Here is a 17,751-nt window from a genome sequence, read left to right as displayed (position 1 = left end):
AGATGAACTAGAAATAGTTCATCTTTTTTTGTTTAAAACTTTTACTAAATTGAACTAATAGAGTCTTCTATGAATATCGAAGTTAGTTTTCACCTACTTCGTTTTTTTATAGTTGGTTATTATAAAATAACGATATAATTGATTTTGATACAATACACGTTTATTTATAAATCAAAAATATAGAGAACAGTATACAAATGTCCGTTCCTATTCTTAAAATGATTCTTACACTTACTTAAATTAGGTATAATTAGTATATGTTTTGTGAGAAATTTAGACTTATAATCAGCAGTGAATGTATAATTAACGTATAGGAGACATGGATGAAATGAAACTAATTGGTATAGATTTAGACGGTACTCTTTTGAATTCTGACCAGAGCATTAGTCAAAAAAATGCAAGAACAATGCAACATTTACCTAAAGACTGTTTTCCATTCATTTGTTCTGGAAGAGAAGTAGAAGACATTAATAATATTCTCAAAAAATCTGGTTTAATGGTTCCAGCAGTAGGATTAAATGGTTCTGTTGGATTTGATGGAGAAAAAAAGATATTTGAGTCTTTTTTCGATAAAAAGGATGTAAAAAAAATTGATTCTGTCATATCGAAATTTCCAACTAAAATATATACGAATCTCGGAAGTTATGAATCGCAGAACTATAAAAATAAAATGAAAAAAATCTTTCACGAGGTAGGTAGTGAATTTTCTGTCAAGGAGTTGAACTATGAGCTTGAGTATGAAAAATCTATTTGTTCTATTCCTTATAATAATATTGAGGAAATTATAGAAAAGGATGATATCAGCATTTACAAATTTTTTATTTTTATTCCCAATCGTCAATTGAAAGCGAATATATTTAACCGTTTGAAAAAGATGCTAAATGTGACTGTTACTGAATCAGCACCTGTAAACATTGAAATCGTGCCTCAAAATGTATCAAAAGGCACGGTGTTTGATCGTTTGGAATCAATCTACAATTTAAAAAAACCTTTGAGAATCGCGATCGGGGATAGTTTAAATGACTTATCTATGTTTGAGAGGGCAGATATTAGTTTTGCAATGGGAAATAGTCATCAAGAGATCATGAAAAAAGCTGATTATATTACCGTTTCAAACGATAAAGACGGAGTATCTCAAGCTTTTGAAAGAATTCTTACCATATAAACTAATTTAGGGAGTATAGAATATAAATATTTAGGATTGTGACAAAAATCATGTCACAATCTTTTTTCGAATAAACTCATTTTTTGAAGCCAGCCATTTATCGTAATTTCTTTGCATAATACGAACAAATTTTCGGTTATTGATGAAAAAAAACATTGAAAATGGTATGATAAAAGAAAAAGAGGAGGGAATTTTTAATGGTGAAATTTATCCATGCGGCAGATTTACATATGGATCGGTCATTTGAAGGACTGACAACTCTAGATAAAACTGTACAGGAAAAACTATTGAAGACGAATCTGACCGTTTTATCAAATATCATTAAACAGGCAATAATAAATAACGTTGATTTTGTTTTACTTGCAGGAGATAATTTTCATCAAAATCGTCCTTCATTAAAAATACAGAAACATTTTTCAGAACAGATGAAACGGTTAGAAAAAAACCATATACCTGTATTTATAATATTCGGAAATCATGATTTCTATCAAAAAGAGCGGTATTGGTTCTCCTTTCCTAAAAATGTCCATTTATTTACATCCGAAACGGTAGAGACAAAAAAAATAACGATAAAAAGTGGCGAAACTGTCTCTCTCAGTGGATTCAGTTATCGACAACCATGGATTCAAAAAGACAAAGTGATGGAATTTCCTTCTAGAGAACTCACAGATTACCATATTGGTTTGTATCATGGGGAACCTGGTACCTCGCAAAAAGGGAACTATGCCCCTTTCCAACCTTCAAAAATGCAAGAAAAAGGATACGATTATTGGGCTTTGGGGCATATCCATGTGCCAACAGTTTTAAATGAAAAGCAAACCATCGTTTATCCAGGTGCGCCTCAAGGACACACTAAAAAAGAACAAACTTCTACGTCCATTCTACTTGTTGAATTAAGTAAAGGAAGTTGTCAAATACATCCGATTAAAGTAGCAGAGGTCTATTGGAAGACAAAGGAAATATCATTGAGGCAAGCGAAAACGACAAAAGAGGTCATTGTTCATATTCGTCAGCAACTTTCAAAAGTAGAAGATGGGTTTAGTTTAATTGAGATAAAATTAAAAGATTATGACCATCTCAATACAGATGTTCTAGAGAGAATACAATCAGGAGAGTTATTAGATTATCTGTTAGAGGAATTTTCAGATAGGATAAGGGATTTATTTATTTGGCGTATTTCTCTCATGGAGGATACTTTTTATGCGAAGATTCCACTTGCTGCTTCTGCTAAATTGATGGAACAGCTATTTCAATACTATCAGACACCTCAAGATTTCCAACAAATTTTAAATGAAGTATATAGTCACCAAGAAGCGGCTAAAATATTGAGCGAACTGCCGGAATATCAAGAAGAAACACTTGAAAAAGCCAAGCAGCTACTTAATCAAGATTTTTTATTTGAGGAGGATCAGGAATGAAGATTTTAAGGATCGAGATTGCTGCTTTTGGAAAATGGCGTCAAAAAAGTTTTGATTTTTATTCAGGCAATCAGCTGATCTATGGGGGAAACGAAGCAGGAAAATCAACGATTTATCAATTTATCCAAGCCATCTTATTTGGATTCCCTTCAAAAGGCCGTAAAAAAAAGGATTATACACCAAAAGACGGCTCAGCCTATGGCGGCAAAATATGGCTTATACATCCTGTATACGGTGAGTTTGCTGTCGAGCGCTATAAACAGCAAAATCGTGGAAAATCGAAGGTATGGCTGGGGAACCAAGTTGGAAGTGATGAATTACTAGAAAAACTGATTGCACCTTTGACGAAAGAGTTATTCCAGCAGGTATTTACTTTCCAGCAAGAACAGTTGATGGAACTAGATCACTTGAGAGAAAAAGAGCTACATGATGCACTGATTTCTTTAGGGATTACGGGCAGTTCTCAAGTATTCCAAAAAAGACAAGAATATTATCAGAAAGCACAACAGTTATTCAAGAAAAAAGGCCAAAAACTGCTGATCAATCAAAAATTAAATGAATGGAAAGAGCTTCAAGAAAAAATCCATCTAAAACAAGAACAGGAAGCTTATTTTGGCAAGTTGATCCAACAAGAACAGGAATACGAGTCGCAACAGCAACAGTTACTGGAACAACTACATGAGGCGAATAAACAATTTGCACTAGCCAGACAGCAAGAACTCAATTTTTCTTTATATGAAGAATGGCAATCCCTCAAAAAAAACATCGCCACAGGTCTTCCTGATGAACAACTTCTTCTTGATCTGGAGTCTTTTTCCAAACGGTATCAGCAAACAAATGAGCGTTTAGAAGAATTAGAAGCAACTCTGGAAAAGCATAGCGGGATGGATCAGCAGTCAGCTAGATATTATTTTTATTTAGAGCAGGAGCAAGAACTAAAAGACCTCCAACAACTCCAGTTTACAACGGAACAATTAAGCGAAGAATGGCAAAGACTTCAAATAGAGACTAGAGAAACAAATTCAGAATTGAAGATCTTGGAACAAAGATGGCAGTGGCAGAAAAATCCGTTACCGGAAGAATTTCTATATGAAGAAGAGTGGAAGAATCTTCTGGCTGAAGAAAGAAGGATTGCTGATCTAGAAAGCCAGATTTCTGTGCGTCTCCAGATAGCTAAAGAACAGCAAAAAATGATCGAAGCAGAAGTGAATGAGTTGGAAGAGACTTATCCAGCATTATTACAAAATCAGTCAGAGATAGCACCAACCCCTTCATCTAAACCATATATGCTAATTGCTGGCGGAGCAATAATCATTGCAGGTATACTTGTACCAATGCCCTTAAAAGTGATCTTTTTATTGATTGGTGCAGGCATGGTGGGCTATTTCTTCTACAAACAGCAACCAAAGGTCAAACCTAAAAATGATTTCTCAGAAATAAAAGGAATGTGGCAAGAAAAACTAGGTCAGCTTGATTTAGCTTTAGCCCAATTAGCAGAAGCAGAAGAAAAACAAAAGAGAATCGAAGAAGAAAAACAGATTCTTCAGCAAGAAGTATATCGTTTTGCTGATCATCGGCACTTAGGAAAGATGGATACACTCAAACTCATGAAAGAATATGGGCAAGAAGTCATAGATTATCAGAAATTGTATGGCGTATTTGTGCGGAAACGTAAAAGAGAGCAGGAAATCCAAGAAAAACTACAACAGATCGATCAGAAATTTGAGTTTGTTAAAGAATGGCTACCCATACAAGATAAGACGATCTCAGAAAAAATGGCTATGCTTTCCCGTTTTATCCAAGAAATGGAACAGATGAAATTTGCCAGAAGCTATCAGCAAAATACTTTATTGAAGCAAGAAATCAATAAATTGAAAAAGAAACAAAAAGTATGGATACAAGAATACAGCGAACAATTGAGCCAAGCTGGATTATCTTATCCTTCGGAAGTACCTGTCTTTTTACAAAAAGCCAAACAAGCTGAACAGCAGATGAAAAGGTACAATGAACTGTCAGAAATGCTTCGTCCACTGTTTCCTGAAGAACTGACGAAAGAGAAATTATCTGTAAGACTGCGGCAATTGAAAGAAAAACAAGGCCAACTACAGCAAGAAGAAAAAGAAGCAAGTGAAAATCGGCAACGACTCCAACTTCAAGTAGAAGAGCTGCAAAGAGACGGCACATTGGACGAACTCTATCAACAAGCTAGCCGACAAAAAGCAAAATTGCAGGAATTGCTGGAGGAATGGGGCGCATTTGAAATCGCAGGGACATTCTTAGGCGATCTTTCAACAGAGATGAGTGAGAGACAATTACCTCAGTTGTTAAAAGCAGCGGGGGATTATTTAGGTATTTTAACAAAAGGAAATTATCAGAAGATATTACTGAAAAACGATACACTGACTTTAACAGACGGATATACAGACTTTCCAATCTATGAGTTGTCTACAGGTACGAAAGATCAGCTGATTATGGCGATGAGGTTTGCTTACCTCTCGTTAGAAGCCAATCGTTCGATATGCCCGATTATCATAGATGATGGCTGGCTTCATTATGATCATCAGCGAAAGTATCAATTAGCTGAACTTTTAGCTAAATTTGGAGAAAAGTATCAAATAATTTGTTTTTCTTCTGATAAAGAAATGGTAAGCTATTACCATGAGATGAACCAAACCGTAAAACAATTAGAAGGAGCAAATAATGAAAAAAATTCGTGATTTAGTAATCGATGAGCAGTTTGAGCAATTTGTCCTGATCAAAAGTGCAGATGTAAGAATCGCTAAAAACGGAAAAAAATTTATTGCTTTTACTTTCCAAGATACTTCAGGTACCATCGATGGCAAGTACTGGGATGCTTCGGAAGAGGAAATCAACAAATTTACAGCCGGCACAGTCGTTTTTCTAAACGGTAAAAGAGAGGTTTATCAAGGGAACCCGCAAGTAAAGATTCTTCACATGCGTTTAACAAGGATGGATGAGCCAGGGGAACCTAGTTTATACATGGAAAGAGCCCCTTTGAAGAAAGAAGAAATGGAAGAAGAAATCAATCAATTATTATTTGAAATCACAAATGCACATTGGAATCGGATCGTTCGCTATCTACTCAATAAATACCAAAAACAATTTTTTGAGTTTCCGGCAGCCAAAAGAAACCATCATGCATTTGCCAGTGGATTAGCTTATCATACTTTGACAATGCTTCACTTAGGAAAATCAATTGCCGATGAATATCCTGAGTTGAATCGACCATTATTATATGCGGGTATCATTTTGCATGATTTAGGAAAGGTGATCGAACTTTCCGGTCCTATGTCGACAGAATATACGCTTGCAGGGAATTTAATCGGTCATTTGGTATTGATTGACGAAGAAATAACTAAAGCCTGTCTTGCGCTGAAAATCAGCGAAGCTGACGAAGACGTTCTCGTATTACGACATATGGTTTTAGCACATCACGGCCTATTAGAATATGGTTCACCTGTACGTCCAAGAATAATGGAAGCAGAAATATTACATCAAATCGACAATATTGATGCTTCCATGCAGATGATGTTGACTTCGATTCGTCAAACAGAACCAGGAAAATACACAGATCGGATTTTCGGTATGGACAACCGAAGTTTCTATGTACCAAAAGATTTATAGCAAAAATTTATTTTTTTCATTCAAAACAAAAAAGCGAGACATAAGTCTTCGCTTTTTTTGTTTTCTTTTATTTTGATGAATCAGTTGTTTCTTCAGTTGAAGATTCTTTTGTTGAATCAGTTGATTTTGTGTCAGAGCTCTTTGTTGAAGATGTGGCTTCACTTGAGTCTTTCGTACTTGATGAAGTTGTTGTGAATGCACTCAACACATTTTCAAAGGCATCATCTTTGATTTTTACATTTGCATCTTTTAATTCTTCACCGATTACTTTAGTCGTGAATGTATTATCACTTAATTTTGTTTCAGTAGCGATTTCTTTTAATTGATCTTTGTATTTATCCATGTCGTTGCCTTTATTTTGGTTTTTCACCATTTTGACAACATAGTATTCTGTTGCATAAGAAGTAGTATTTGTTGCAGTAATAACGTCAGAGACTTCGCCGTCTTTCAATTTGAAAGCTGCTTCTTTTACTTCTGCAGGAATGGTTGTTGTCGTCGAGTCGAATTTGACTTTACCGCCATCTTCTTTTGTCTCTGAATCAGTCGATTTGTCTTTGGCTAATTTAGAGAAATCATCCCCATCGTCCGCTGATTTTTTTACATCTTTGGCTTCATCTTCACTTGATAATTTGATGATTTGTGCTTCTACTTCTGGATGGAAAGATTCCCAAGCAGTTTTCAAATCATCATCTGTAATATCTACATGAGCCTTCAAACCAGCTTCAAAAGCTAGATTATTACGGATATATTCTTTATAAGAATCTTTCGTATACCCAGCAGTTTCTAATTGTGATTCAAAAGTATCACCTAAAGATTTCGCTTGTTTGTCGTATTCTGCATCCACTTGTTTATCTGTTACTTTATCGCCGTATTTGTTATTGAATACTTTATAGATGATCATCCGTTGTACTAATGATTGGTTCGATGATTCGAGCTTTGCTTCATCATAGAAATCAGATACAGTGATCGTTCCGCCTTTCATCGTTGCGATATCTTTATTGGTATCGCCTGAACAAGCCGCTAGAGTTAAAACAGCCAACGCACTAGTAGCTGCCAAAATAATTGATTTTTTTTTCATTAATGTTTGCACTCCTGTAATTAGTTATTATTTTTTATATATTAACTATACCATATCCCATGCCCTTTAAAAGCGTTCTCGTGATAGTTTCAAACAAAATTCAAAATTTCATCACATTCCTAGGAAATGTGCAATTATTCCTCTATTAGACAGTCGTATCTGTTGAGAAAATGATCATTATTGTATTTGATCAGGATACTCAGGCAGATCAGCTGTTAGTTTTTCTACTTGTTCATTGATTTGGGCGATACGTGGTTCGGCCTGGAATTTAAAATCTTCGATATCTTTGTTGATGGCTTCTTGGAAAGCGGGAATCACAGATTCAGCTGTTTCTTTTGTCTCGATCAATGCGCTTTTAAAATGATCCAAGCTGTTATTTAAATCGTTTGTCAGAGTGGTTGCTTCTTCCAGTTCTTCAATCAGTTTTTTTCTTGTTTCGTTCCCACTCCTAGGTGCAAATAACAGACCTCCGACAGTTCCAGCAGCAGCTCCGAATAACAGTCCTTTGAAAAAGTTTTTAATCATCGCTGTGCACCTGCTTTACGATTGTTTCTTGAATAGCTTTTAGTTCTTCTGGTCCATAACTGTCTTGATGGTTGCCAAAGTGGATAGAAAAATCGTCCTCTTTGCTATAGCGAGGAACTAAATGGATATGTGAATGAAAAACAGATTGATAAGCTAATTCACGGTTGTTATTCAAGATATTAAGACCTTTCATTTCTGGAAAAGCTTTTTCTAATGCTTGAGCAATCTTAGGCACACGTGAAAAAACTTCTCCTGCAAGTTCAGGATCATATTCAAAAATATCTGCTACATGACGTTTAGGGACAACTAACGTGTGTCCTTTCGTTGCTTGAGAAATGTCTAAAAAAGCATAGACTTTGTCGTCTTCATAAATTTTATAGCTTGGGATTTCTTGATTGATGATTTTGCAAAAAATACAGTTTTCCATAAAAAACATCCTTTCCATAAAGAATAAATACTTCAGCTTAACTTTACCATAAGTTAAAGCCATTGTAAGGAAAAAAACAAAATACCGTCATTTTCTTCGTGGTATAATAAATAAAAATAAATGGCGGAGGAAAAAGAATGAGTTTAATTATCGATCATGTCACAGGAGGGTATGGCCATCTCCCTGTGTTAAAAGACATCAGTTTCAACGTACAGCCTGGAGAGATAGTAGGATTGATCGGGCTGAACGGAGCAGGGAAAAGTACAACCATCAAGCACATTATCGGTCTGTTGGAACCTTCAAAGGGAACGATAGAAATCAATCATCTATCTTTAAAGAAAAATACAGAAGAATATCGTAAACAAATTGGGTATATTCCAGAGACGCCTTCTTTATATGAAGAATTGACTTTGAGGGAACATATCGAAGTCACTGCGATGGCCTATGATATACCTATGGATACAGCAATGAAAAGAGCTGAAAAGCTGTTGGAGACTTTCCGTTTGTCTAATCGCCTTGACTGGTTTCCGGCTAATTTTTCAAAAGGGATGAAGCAGAAAGTGATGATCTTATGCGCCTTTTTGATCGAGCCTTCTTTATATATCATTGATGAACCATTCTTAGGATTGGACCCACTAGCTATCAATGCGCTGCTTGAATTGATGGTAGAGATGAAAAAAGAAGGAGCCGGTATTTTGATGTCTACGCATATTTTAGCTACTGCAGAAAAATACTGTGACCGTTTTGTGGTCTTACATAACGGAGAGATACGAGCAGATGGGACCCTTGAGATGTTGAGAAAAGAATTTCATCTGCCGGATTCTTCTTTGGACGAAATCTATATCGCTTTAACAAAGGAGCAGGCACATGAGTAGTTTTTTTCAAAAACGTTTAGCAAGGCATCAAAAGAAAATGATGAAATATATGCGCTATGTGTTGAACGATCATTTTGTTTTAGTTTGTCTTTTCTTAATTGGTGGCGTGGGATTGTACTATTCTAGCTGGTTGAAAACCTTGCATCCGCCTTTTGCACTTGGGGGAATGATAATCTCTGTATTTTGGATGCTCTGTTTATTTGTAGGCAAGATGGCTACTTTTGCGGAGGCAGCAGATATTGTTTTTTTACTTCCGAAAGAAAAAGAAATGCAGACCTATTTGGAACGAGCTTTTCGCTATTCTTGCATTTTTCCGATGATCCTTTTGATATTGGCATGCGGATTTGCTATGCCATTAGTGGTGGTTAGTACTCAGCAAGTCTTTTCGATGTTTTTCGTCTATCTGATCATATTATGGAGTTTGAAATTCAGTCATCTGCAAATCAAGCGAGCAGAATTGTTTCGGCTAGATCAACAGGTCATTCGTTATTGGAAAACAGGTTGGTTACTTTCTTCTATGCTCATTTTGCTTCTTTCATTTTATTGGCTGGTCTGGGCAGGGGTAGCAGGTGCATTGGTACAGGCAAGTCTATATTACTGGTTTTTGTGGAAGCAACAGGAAAAAGGATTGGATTGGGAGAAAATGGTGCACGCAGAAGAACAAAGGTTGCATCAAATCTATCAATTTATTAATTTATTCACCGATGTTCCTGAAATTACGGCAAAGGTAAAAAGAAGACGCTACTTGGATCCTCTATTGACTCATATTAAGAGAGAATCAAAAAACACTTATCTTTACTTGTTTGCAAGAAGATTGGCAAGAGGTTCTGATTTTAGTGGTCTTTATTTCCGGTTAGTAATTATAGGTGGGCTATTGATTTTCGGAGTGATCGACTTTTATTTTAGTCTGATAATCGGTTCTTTATTTTTATATTTGATCGGTTTCCAATTGTTGCCTTTAGCGAGCCAGTTCCGCTATATGGTGCTCGTTCAGCTTTATCCGATCCATGAGAATCAGAAGAAGCAGGCGATCCAGTATCTGCTCACATGGGTATTAGTTATCGCATCGGTTATCTTTGGGTTGATTGCTGCAGTCGTATTGGATGGTCAGCAGCGATGGGTTCCGCTAGCGGCTTATTTGATTGTTACGGGTCTCTTTGTTAAACTATATGTACCAACTCGTTTGAAGAAGATGTCAGACTGAAAACAAAGCTGTGTAGGATAAAAATGAACTGAAAAATAGAGCGTTGACAGTAAGAATGCTGTTCGTTCTATTTTTTTTGAGAAAAGTCGGTTTTTTGAATGGCAAATAAATGAAAAAGAACGTATATGTGCTTGACGTGTAGTGATCAGGCGACTAGAATAATAAGTACTGCAAAACAAAGAGTAAGAGGACGGGAGAATGCATGATGGAGTTTCAGTTAGACCAAGAGTGGCGGTTACGTCCCATCAAAGGCGATACAGGAAAAACATACATAGGCATGCGTGATGAAGACAAAGTCTTTATTAAACGAAACACGACTCCGATGTTGGCTGCTCTTTCAAGGGAAGGAATTACACCAAAACTTGTTTGGACAAAACGAACGGGGAATGGCGATACCTTGACAGCACAAGAATGGCTAGAAGGCCGCTTGCTAACTCCTAATGAGATTGGTCAAAGAAATGACGTAATTGATGTTTTGTACCATTTACATCATTCAAATTCTCTTAAAACCATGCTGACCCGTATCGGCGGACGTGTTATGACGCCGGAGAAGATGTTGCAAAAATATGAAAAAGAATTACCAGAAGAACTCCAGAAAAATCAATTTCTGCAAATCGTCCATCGATTTCTTCGTGAGCAGATCCCGCCGATAGATAAGGAAAATCTATCAGTAGTGCATGGAGATGTAAATCATCGAAACTGGTTAGTATGTAAAAATTATTTATATCTTGTGGATTGGGATTCAATCATGTTTGCAGACCCTGCGGTAGATATTGCAACGATTTTAGGAAATTATGTGCCTCTATCCAGTTGGAATCAATGGCTGATCAGTTATGGCATACGTCCGACTGACGAAATGCTTGAAAAGTTTCACTGGTATGCGGCCATGAATTTGCTCCAAGAAATCACTAGATACTGCAAACGTGAAGATCATCGACGAATGAACGAAGAAATTTTACAATTAAAACGAATTTTCAGTGGCTGAGGTTTGGCCCAAACTCTGCGGAGATTTGGCCAGACCTTTTTAATTAGAGAAAGGAATGGAGATAAATAATGCGTGTCCGAAATCGTCCGGGAGCAGCGGAAATGCTAGCGGCTCACCCGAATTTTGTAATTAGTGATCCAACATTGTGGAAGGGAAAATGGAATGAATTGTTTGGAAACGATCATCCAATCCACATTGAGATTGGAATGGGGAAAGGCCAGTTCATTACTGGAATGGCAAAAGCCCATCCTGAAATCAATTATATTGGAGTAGAAATGCAAGTAAGTGTTGTTTCTATAGCATTAGACAAGTTGATCGAACAACCGCTTCCTAACCTGAAGCTTCTGCATGTGGATGGATCAGCATTGACAGAATATTTCGCTGACAGCGAAGTAGATCAGATCTATCTGAATTTTTCTGATCCATGGCCGAAAAAACGACATGAAAAACGGCGCTTGACATACAAAACTTTTCTTGCTGTAGATGAACAGATCCTTCGCCCAAATGGAGAAATCCATTTCAAAACAGATAATCAAGGATTGTTTGAGTATTCGCTGGCAAGTTTTTCTCAATATGGCATGATCCTCAAACAGGTATGGTTGGATTTGCATCAAAGTCAATTTGAAGGCAATATTATGACGGAGTATGAAGAAAAATTTTCTTCGAAAGGTCAACGTATTTATCGAGTAGAAGCTCGATTTCAAGATAAGGCCAAAAAGAAAAGTCTGTGAATGAACTTTTTACTTTCATAAAAATATAAATCAAATCCCAGAAAACACATTACATCTGTCATGTGCATTTTCTGGGACTTTTTTGATTTAAGATATACCTATTTCCTCGGTTTTCAACAAGGTGGAATCAATTGGAATCGAGAGAATGAAAATAATCCTTTGTCGGTGATCTTCAATTCGGGTATGACAGATAAGGTTAAGAAAGAAAGTGTCAAAAAAGGATCAAAGGTTTTAGTTGCCCCTAGTTGATGTGTTTCAGCTATTAATTCATTCAGCTGTTCATTGACGACCAAAAAAGGTTCCTGTGTCATGATGCCGCCTATCGGTAGAGGAAGACAAGCTATTTCCTTCTGTTTGTTGACAACAGTCATCCCGCCACCTTTTTGAATCAAAAGATTAGCAGCATACAGCATATCCTCATCATTTGTTCCCACGACAACTAGATTATGAGAGTCATGAGCAATCGTTGTCGCTATCGCCCCTTGTTTCAGCTGAAATCCTTTTACGATGCCTAACCCAATATTTCCGGTTTGATGGTGACGCTCGATCACCGCAATCTTTAATTGGTCTTTTTCGATTGAAGGAATGAATCGTTCGCCTTGTCGGTCCACTTTTTCTACCAAATCGTTCGTGACGAGACTATTCGGGATAATTTCGATCACATGGGCTTGTGAAGAAGGGAGAAGCAGCTCTAACGAACGAGGATGCAATGGTTGAGCATTTAGGTTTGGTAGACAGCATGTATATGGATTTGAATGATCAGCAAATAAATGGTCTTCGAGTTGACCAGATTGGACGACCAATGTTCCCTTATAGAAAACTTCATGAATTGGCAGCTTGGTAAGATCGTCTGTTAAGAAGAAATCAGCTTGATACCCAGGAGCAATCGCACCTAGTGTTTTCAAATCAAAACATTCTGCTGCATTCAATGTTGCCATCTGGATTGCCTGTAACGGATCAATTCCCATTGAAATAGCTTGACGGACGATATGGTCAATTGATCCTTCTTTAACTAAATCATTGATGAGTTTATCATCGGTGACAAAGAAGCATCTTCTTGAATTATCAGGCGTGATCGCCGGTAGTAGCGAGGCCAGATCTTTTGCAACGGTCCCTTCTCGAACCATTAAATACATACCAAGATCCAAACGTTCTTTAGCCTCTTTTGCAGTTGTAGCTTCATGATCCGTCCGAATACCTGCTGCGGGATAAACATTTAATTCTTCCATGCCGATACCAGCTGCATGTCCGTCAATCTTTTTCTTATGCTGGTGCATCAACTGGATCTTTTCTAGGATATCTGCTTCATTATTTGCTACTGCTTGATAGTTCATGACTTCAGCTAAACCTAAAACTTCGGGATTTTGTAAAAAAGGTGCCAGATTTTTGGCATTTAGATTTGCACCATTTGTCTCAAATGGGGTGACAGGTACACAAGAAGGGAGCATAAAGAAAATATTCATAAGCGTTTGTCTTGCGTCTTCTATCATAAATTGAAGACCAGTACTCCCAGCGATGTTTCCTATTTCGTGGGGGTCTGTTACTACAGTAGTGACTCCATGAAGCAAGGATACTTTTGAAAATTCACTTGGTGATAAAAGTGAACTTTCAATATGCACATGGCCATCAATGAATCCTGGTACTAGATATTGCCCCTCAGCATTATGTACGCTTTTTCCTTCGTATTCACCAATCCCTACGATCATTCCTTCGTAAATCGCTACATCTTTTTCCATGATCTCTTTCGTAAAGACATTGACGATCTTAGCCTGTTTGATCACTAGATCAGCGGGCTTTTTTTTACTTGCTACTTCGATGTATTTCTTTAATGTTGATTCCAATGGAATGCCTCCCAAGATAAATTTTTATAAGTATAACATAAATTCGTTTTTTGCCAATGTTTTTTAATAAATTCATTTTATTTGAAACAAAAAGTTCAAAAAGACGTATGTTTTTTGTGGAGGGGAGAATAATGGAAATAAAACGATTATCCGATCAAATGATAAGTGAAAGTTTCGCCAAACATGCCCAAGACGTATATGTCTTGCCAGCTTCAGAAGTATTTTACATCTATTTTCGCTATGGAAAAAAACGAACATTCTGGAAGGAAGTATCTTCGGCAGATGGCCAGCAATTGATTTCAAGATTTAAGTATTTGGGACAAATGGATATCGGAGAAAAAAGAAAAGCTCAATTAGGTGCATTGACCTATTCTTTAGAAAAACAGAAGGTTCGGTTACGACTGTCTTCTGTAGGAGATTACCTTCAACGAGAAAGCTTAGTGATTCGGCTATTATACGGTATTTCTGAAACACCTCATCGTTGCTTTAGTTCTCGAGATTTTGCAACTATTTTGCAGAAAACCGCTAGACGTGGATTATATCTATTCAGCGGACCAGTCGGGTCAGGCAAGACGTCATTGATGTATCGGTTGGCTTTGAAAGAAAAACGGCAAGTAATCACGATCGAAGATCCTGTAGAGATCGAAGAACCATTCTTTCTGCAATTGCAGATCAATCCCAAAATAGCACAGACTTATGACACACTTTTGAAGCTCGCATTACGGCATCGCCCTGATTTGTTGATCATTGGCGAGATAAGAGATGAATCAACTGCACATGCTGCGGTAAGAGCTGCACTAACGGGACATCGGGTATTCGCAACCGTACATGCACGCAATCTTGAAGGTACATTGATCAGAATCCATGAACTAACAAAGAAAAAAGAAGAGCTATCTGAATGCTTAGCTGGAGTCATTTATCAAGAACTTTTGGAAGATGCCGATCACCATCCTTCTGTCTTGTGGAGTTATCAATTTATGGAGGAAGAACCAGTAAAAAAATCATGGGAGGAAAGCTATGAAGAAGCTCAGAAAAAAACTTGGCAGTCAGAACTATTCTAAAGGATTGACAAGAAGCCAGCAAAACCAGTTTGCACAAACCATGGGAGAGCTGCTTTTAACTGGTTTTAGTTTGCAAGAATCCCTTTATTTATTACTCACGATCCGTTCGTTCCAGCCTGCTATTTTGACAAATATCCAACATCAGCTAAAGGAAGGACAACCGTTTAGTGAAGTACTTTCGCAAACAGGGTATGGAGCAGAACAACTGGTACAGATCGAATTAGCTGAACTTCACGGGAATCTGCCGGCAACTTTGTTGGAAATTGCCAAGCAGCTTCGTCTGGTCGAAGGATTTCGCAATGATTTGAAAAAGCTGCTTGCTTATCCGATGTTATTGCTCACCTTTTTGCTAGGTATCTTATTTAGTATGCGTTTGCTCGTTTTACCTCAGCTTATTGGTTCAGGGATGGTCATGGAAGAGCATTGGGGGATTCAGCTGATACAAGTCTTTCACTGGTATGTTCTACTATTTATCCTCGTGGTTGCTTTATTGACTTTTCTAGTAAGGTATCGGCTGATGAAATTGTCTCCTATTGATCGGAGTGAATGGATAAGCAGACAATTAGTGATTGGGCCGATATATTCCTTGTATCAATCTGCTTATTTGTCGCTAGAGATCGGCAAACTTTTTCATGAAGGCTTCGAATTAAGGCAAATCATCGTTTACTTGAAGGAGACGAAACAAGAAAGTCTGATTCAACACCTTGCTTCCAAGATGATACAAGGATTGGAGGCAGGTATACCATTAGCTGATCAGTTCCAGAATTACCATTTTCTATCTGAAGAATTCAGCAAGATTATTTTGCAGGGAGAGGCAAAAGGAAATTTAGGGAAAGAGCTGATATTTTACAGCGAATGGACAAGAAAACAGCTTTTCAAACGACTTCAGCACTGGCTGCATTTTATTCAGCCAATTATTTTTTTGGGCGTAGCGGTTTTGATTTTACTGGTTTATGCTGCTGTTTTATTACCTGTTTATGGAAGTATCGAGGAGGTCTTGCCATGAAAAAGAAAAGAACACCTTATTATAGCGGTTTTACATTAATCGAAATGCTGATCGTTTTACTGATCATCAGTGTACTAGTATTGTTGTTCGTTCCTAATTTGTCACGTTATAGGAATCATGTAGACCAAGAAAGTCGTGAAGCAATCATTCAGTTGGTAGACACACAAAAAGAGCTCTACGCGCTTCAAAATAATGGAAGAATCCCTACTGTGGAGGAATTATTGAATGAAGGCTATATCAAACGAGAACATGCAGACATCTACCAACGACCTTGAAGGTAAAACATTAGCATCAGGATATACGTTGTTTGAGTCACTTTTACTGATTTTATTGCTTACCACAATCCTTTCTTTCCCAGTTCTCGCATTTTCTGCATGGAAGAAAGAATTGACGGTCTATCAATTTTTCAGCCAGTTTGAAAAACGAATCTATACCACTCAAAAAATCGCTATTGTGAACCAAATCCAAACAGGTTTTTATTGGAACAATGACGAAAATCAGATCATTTTTCGTATGTCGCAACCCGATGAAGCGAGCTGGAAAGTATTAGATATTCCTGATGAGATTACCTTGAAACGCCATGCTTCCATCACTTTTGCGGCTGGAACTGGAAATGAAAGTTCACTAAAAGCGTATCAATTTTATTGGGAAGAAAAAGGGCAAACGATTACGTATCAATTCCAGATGGGGAGTGGACGCTATACAAAAAGAATTGAATAGAAAAGGGTTTATTTTATTAGAGTCCCTTACAGCGCTGATGATTGCTTCCGTCTGTGTGTACTTAGTGAGTTTTGGTCAGCTTTTTTTACTTCAGGCAGAAAAGAACAGCGGGGAGGAAATGCTACTTATTCGAATGGTTTACGAAGATACCAAGACACAGCGGATATATCACAAAAGACCAGAGCGAAGTGAAGAAATGATTATGTACGATATCCAAATTATCGAAAATAATGGAATAATCGAAAAAGTGCTTGTCAATATGGAGAAAGAAGCGATCAATATTGAAAAAACAAGAAATCCCGGCATTTACGCTGATTGAATGTCTAATCGGACTAATGATAGTAAGCAGTATATTGCTGTCATTCAATCTTTTGATCCAGCAAACCATCCAAGTAAGTGACTTTCTGCAGCGTAAAGATCAAAAAGAGTGGCTGATATTTTTAGCACAATTAGAAGAGGAACTTAACAGCAGTCACAATGTTTCCGTGAAAAATCAGCAATTGCATTACACTGTAGAGGATAAACAGTACATCATCGAAAGATATCAGACGATGATACGTAAAAGAAGAACTTCCGGCGGGCATCAACCTATGTTAACAAGCATCACTGAGCTTCAATTATTGGAAAAAGAACACACAATTTCTTTTTATGTACACTTTGAAAATGGAGAAGATGGATATGCCATATGGACAAAAAACGATCAATAGAAAATGTTGTAAGGGCTCTATTTTATTTTCTGTGTTGCTTTTATTTCTTTTATGTACGTTTTTATTAACGGCAGCATTAGAAAGCTATCGTTTGTCAATAGATCTGAATATACGAATAAAAAATTATTATATAGCAAAAATAATGAAACAGATGGCTCTATCGGAACAGTCTATACTTGCTGAGAAGTCGGAAGGGATTTTTTACTACACAACTGGATCTGTAACATATCAATGGGTACAACAGTCTCTATTCTTGGAGGTAGAAGTCTCGCCGTTTATCTTTCGATTCATAGAAGAAGTAAAAAATGATACAGATACTGGTACAGAATGAGGAATTGTTCGTGAAAACGCCCTCTTTTCTGT

19 protein-coding genes are annotated in these 17,751 nt (G+C 37.1%); 15 read left to right on the top strand and 4 right to left on the bottom strand.

Annotated elements, in window-relative coordinates; translation table 11 throughout:
* Positions 1–319: 319 nt before the first annotated feature.
* From HMPREF2988_RS05745 to HMPREF2988_RS05730, 4 genes are all read left to right on the top strand, one after another.
* Complete coding sequence (locus HMPREF2988_RS05745; RefSeq protein ID WP_070770156.1) at positions 320–1,165, top strand: Cof-type HAD-IIB family hydrolase; 846 nt, start codon at positions 320–322, stop codon at positions 1,163–1,165.
* A 197-nt stretch (positions 1,166–1,362) separates the two neighbouring features.
* Positions 1,363–2,583 (top strand): metallophosphoesterase family protein, encoded by a 1,221-nt coding sequence (locus HMPREF2988_RS05740; RefSeq protein ID WP_070770155.1) that lies wholly within the window; start codon positions 1,363–1,365, stop codon positions 2,581–2,583.
* Complete coding sequence (locus HMPREF2988_RS05735; RefSeq protein ID WP_070770154.1) at positions 2,580–5,300, top strand: ATP-binding protein; 2,721 nt, start codon at positions 2,580–2,582, stop codon at positions 5,298–5,300. Before HMPREF2988_RS05740 ends, HMPREF2988_RS05735 begins: the two co-directional genes overlap by 4 nt.
* Positions 5,284–6,228, top strand: a complete 945-nt coding sequence (locus HMPREF2988_RS05730; RefSeq protein ID WP_002291331.1) for a 3'-5' exoribonuclease YhaM family protein — start codon at positions 5,284–5,286, stop codon at positions 6,226–6,228. Before HMPREF2988_RS05735 ends, HMPREF2988_RS05730 begins: the two co-directional genes overlap by 17 nt.
* 67 nt (positions 6,229–6,295) lie before the next feature.
* Here HMPREF2988_RS05730 and HMPREF2988_RS05725 read toward each other — a convergent pair whose 3' ends face one another.
* From HMPREF2988_RS05725 to HMPREF2988_RS05715, 3 genes are all read right to left on the bottom strand, one after another.
* Positions 6,296–7,306, bottom strand: a complete 1,011-nt coding sequence (locus tag HMPREF2988_RS05725; RefSeq protein ID WP_002291335.1) for a peptidylprolyl isomerase — start codon at positions 7,304–7,306, stop codon at positions 6,296–6,298.
* A 177-nt stretch (positions 7,307–7,483) separates the two neighbouring features.
* Positions 7,484–7,831 carry a YtxH domain-containing protein gene (locus HMPREF2988_RS05720; protein ID WP_002373026.1) on the bottom strand — a complete coding sequence of 116 codons (348 nt, stop codon included), beginning with the start codon at positions 7,829–7,831 and terminating at the stop codon, positions 7,484–7,486.
* Positions 7,824–8,258, bottom strand: a complete 435-nt coding sequence (locus HMPREF2988_RS05715; RefSeq protein WP_002291337.1) for an HIT family protein — start codon at positions 8,256–8,258, stop codon at positions 7,824–7,826. The genes HMPREF2988_RS05720 and HMPREF2988_RS05715 overlap by 8 nt, the downstream gene beginning before the upstream one ends.
* 137 nt (positions 8,259–8,395) lie before the next feature.
* Between HMPREF2988_RS05715 and HMPREF2988_RS05710 the strand changes: the two genes are divergently transcribed.
* The 4 genes from HMPREF2988_RS05710 to trmB all read left to right on the top strand — a co-directional run bounded on the left by HMPREF2988_RS05710 (position 8,396) and on the right by trmB (position 12,053).
* Positions 8,396–9,133, top strand: a complete 738-nt coding sequence (locus tag HMPREF2988_RS05710) for an ABC transporter ATP-binding protein (RefSeq protein ID WP_002291338.1) — start codon at positions 8,396–8,398, stop codon at positions 9,131–9,133.
* Positions 9,126–10,337, top strand: a complete 1,212-nt coding sequence (locus HMPREF2988_RS05705) for an ABC transporter permease (RefSeq protein WP_002341133.1) — start codon at positions 9,126–9,128, stop codon at positions 10,335–10,337. The genes HMPREF2988_RS05710 and HMPREF2988_RS05705 overlap by 8 nt, the downstream gene beginning before the upstream one ends.
* Positions 10,338–10,539: 202 nt before the next feature.
* A complete protein-coding gene (locus HMPREF2988_RS05700) occupies positions 10,540–11,322 on the top strand; it encodes a phosphotransferase family protein (RefSeq protein WP_002291341.1) in 783 nt (260 codons plus the stop codon).
* 68 nt (positions 11,323–11,390) lie between these two features.
* Entirely contained in the window at positions 11,391–12,053 is a 663-nt protein-coding gene (gene trmB / locus HMPREF2988_RS05695) for a tRNA (guanosine(46)-N7)-methyltransferase TrmB (RefSeq protein ID WP_002291343.1), read from the top strand.
* 113 nt (positions 12,054–12,166) lie between these two features.
* Here trmB and ade read toward each other — a convergent pair whose 3' ends face one another.
* Complete coding sequence (ade, locus tag HMPREF2988_RS05690; RefSeq protein WP_070770153.1) at positions 12,167–13,894, bottom strand: adenine deaminase; 1,728 nt, start codon at positions 13,892–13,894, stop codon at positions 12,167–12,169.
* 131 nt (positions 13,895–14,025) lie between these two features.
* Here ade and comGA point away from each other — a divergent pair, with 131 nt between their 5' ends.
* The 7 genes from comGA to comGG are packed head-to-tail and all read left to right on the top strand — an operon-like array spanning position 14,026 to position 17,719.
* A complete protein-coding gene (comGA, locus tag HMPREF2988_RS05685) occupies positions 14,026–14,955 on the top strand; it encodes a competence type IV pilus ATPase ComGA (protein WP_070770152.1) in 930 nt (309 codons plus the stop codon).
* A complete protein-coding gene (gene comGB, locus HMPREF2988_RS05680; protein ID WP_070770151.1) occupies positions 14,912–15,961 on the top strand; it encodes a competence type IV pilus assembly protein ComGB in 1,050 nt (349 codons plus the stop codon). The genes comGA and comGB overlap by 44 nt, the downstream gene beginning before the upstream one ends.
* Positions 15,958–16,236 carry a competence type IV pilus major pilin ComGC gene (gene comGC, locus HMPREF2988_RS05675; protein WP_002309938.1) on the top strand — a complete coding sequence of 93 codons (279 nt, stop codon included), beginning with the start codon at positions 15,958–15,960 and terminating at the stop codon, positions 16,234–16,236. Before comGB ends, comGC begins: the two co-directional genes overlap by 4 nt.
* On the top strand, positions 16,211–16,681 hold the full coding sequence (comGD, locus tag HMPREF2988_RS05670; RefSeq protein WP_024634691.1) for a competence type IV pilus minor pilin ComGD: 471 nt from the start codon (positions 16,211–16,213) through the stop codon (positions 16,679–16,681). The genes comGC and comGD overlap by 26 nt, the downstream gene beginning before the upstream one ends.
* Positions 16,653–17,000, top strand: coding sequence for a hypothetical protein (locus HMPREF2988_RS05665; RefSeq protein ID WP_257243304.1), 348 nt, complete (start codon positions 16,653–16,655; stop codon positions 16,998–17,000). Before comGD ends, HMPREF2988_RS05665 begins: the two co-directional genes overlap by 29 nt.
* Positions 16,963–17,388 (top strand): competence type IV pilus minor pilin ComGF, encoded by a 426-nt coding sequence (comGF, locus tag HMPREF2988_RS05660; RefSeq protein ID WP_002328904.1) that lies wholly within the window; start codon positions 16,963–16,965, stop codon positions 17,386–17,388. Before HMPREF2988_RS05665 ends, comGF begins: the two co-directional genes overlap by 38 nt.
* A complete protein-coding gene (gene comGG, locus HMPREF2988_RS05655; protein ID WP_061086289.1) occupies positions 17,360–17,719 on the top strand; it encodes a competence type IV pilus minor pilin ComGG in 360 nt (119 codons plus the stop codon). The genes comGF and comGG overlap by 29 nt, the downstream gene beginning before the upstream one ends.
* Positions 17,720–17,751 lie beyond the last annotated feature (32 nt).

Origin of the sequence: Enterococcus sp. HMSC061C05 (assembly GCF_001814765.1) — a bacterium.
GTDB classification, from domain to species: domain Bacteria; phylum Bacillota; class Bacilli; order Lactobacillales; family Enterococcaceae; genus Enterococcus_B; species Enterococcus_B lactis.
This window is presented reverse-complemented; position numbering and strand designations above follow the sequence as displayed.

Bases quoted from the DNA above. Each gene is read 5' to 3' on its own strand.
- HMPREF2988_RS05745 (WP_070770156.1), top strand. From the start codon at position 320: ATGGATGAAATGAAACTAATTGGTATAGATTTAGACGGTACTCTTTTG.
- HMPREF2988_RS05740 (WP_070770155.1), top strand. From the start codon at position 1,363: ATGGTGAAATTTATCCATGCGGCAGATTTACATATGGATCGGTCATTT.
- HMPREF2988_RS05735 (WP_070770154.1), top strand. From the start codon at position 2,580: ATGAAGATTTTAAGGATCGAGATTGCTGCTTTTGGAAAATGGCGTCAA.
- HMPREF2988_RS05730 (WP_002291331.1), top strand. From the start codon at position 5,284: ATGAAAAAAATTCGTGATTTAGTAATCGATGAGCAGTTTGAGCAATTT.
- HMPREF2988_RS05725 (WP_002291335.1), bottom strand. From the start codon at position 7,306: ATGAAAAAAAAATCAATTATTTTGGCAGCTACTAGTGCGTTGGCTGTT.
- HMPREF2988_RS05720 (WP_002373026.1), bottom strand. From the start codon at position 7,831: ATGATTAAAAACTTTTTCAAAGGACTGTTATTCGGAGCTGCTGCTGGA.
- HMPREF2988_RS05715 (WP_002291337.1), bottom strand. From the start codon at position 8,258: ATGGAAAACTGTATTTTTTGCAAAATCATCAATCAAGAAATCCCAAGC.
- HMPREF2988_RS05710 (WP_002291338.1), top strand. From the start codon at position 8,396: ATGAGTTTAATTATCGATCATGTCACAGGAGGGTATGGCCATCTCCCT.
- HMPREF2988_RS05705 (WP_002341133.1), top strand. From the start codon at position 9,126: ATGAGTAGTTTTTTTCAAAAACGTTTAGCAAGGCATCAAAAGAAAATG.
- HMPREF2988_RS05700 (WP_002291341.1), top strand. From the start codon at position 10,540: ATGATGGAGTTTCAGTTAGACCAAGAGTGGCGGTTACGTCCCATCAAA.
- trmB (WP_002291343.1), top strand. From the start codon at position 11,391: ATGCGTGTCCGAAATCGTCCGGGAGCAGCGGAAATGCTAGCGGCTCAC.
- comGA (WP_070770152.1), top strand. From the start codon at position 14,026: ATGGAAATAAAACGATTATCCGATCAAATGATAAGTGAAAGTTTCGCC.
- comGB (WP_070770151.1), top strand. From the start codon at position 14,912: ATGAAGAAGCTCAGAAAAAAACTTGGCAGTCAGAACTATTCTAAAGGA.
- comGC (WP_002309938.1), top strand. From the start codon at position 15,958: ATGAAAAAGAAAAGAACACCTTATTATAGCGGTTTTACATTAATCGAA.
- comGD (WP_024634691.1), top strand. From the start codon at position 16,211: ATGCAGACATCTACCAACGACCTTGAAGGTAAAACATTAGCATCAGGA.
- comGG (WP_061086289.1), top strand. From the start codon at position 17,360: ATGCCATATGGACAAAAAACGATCAATAGAAAATGTTGTAAGGGCTCT.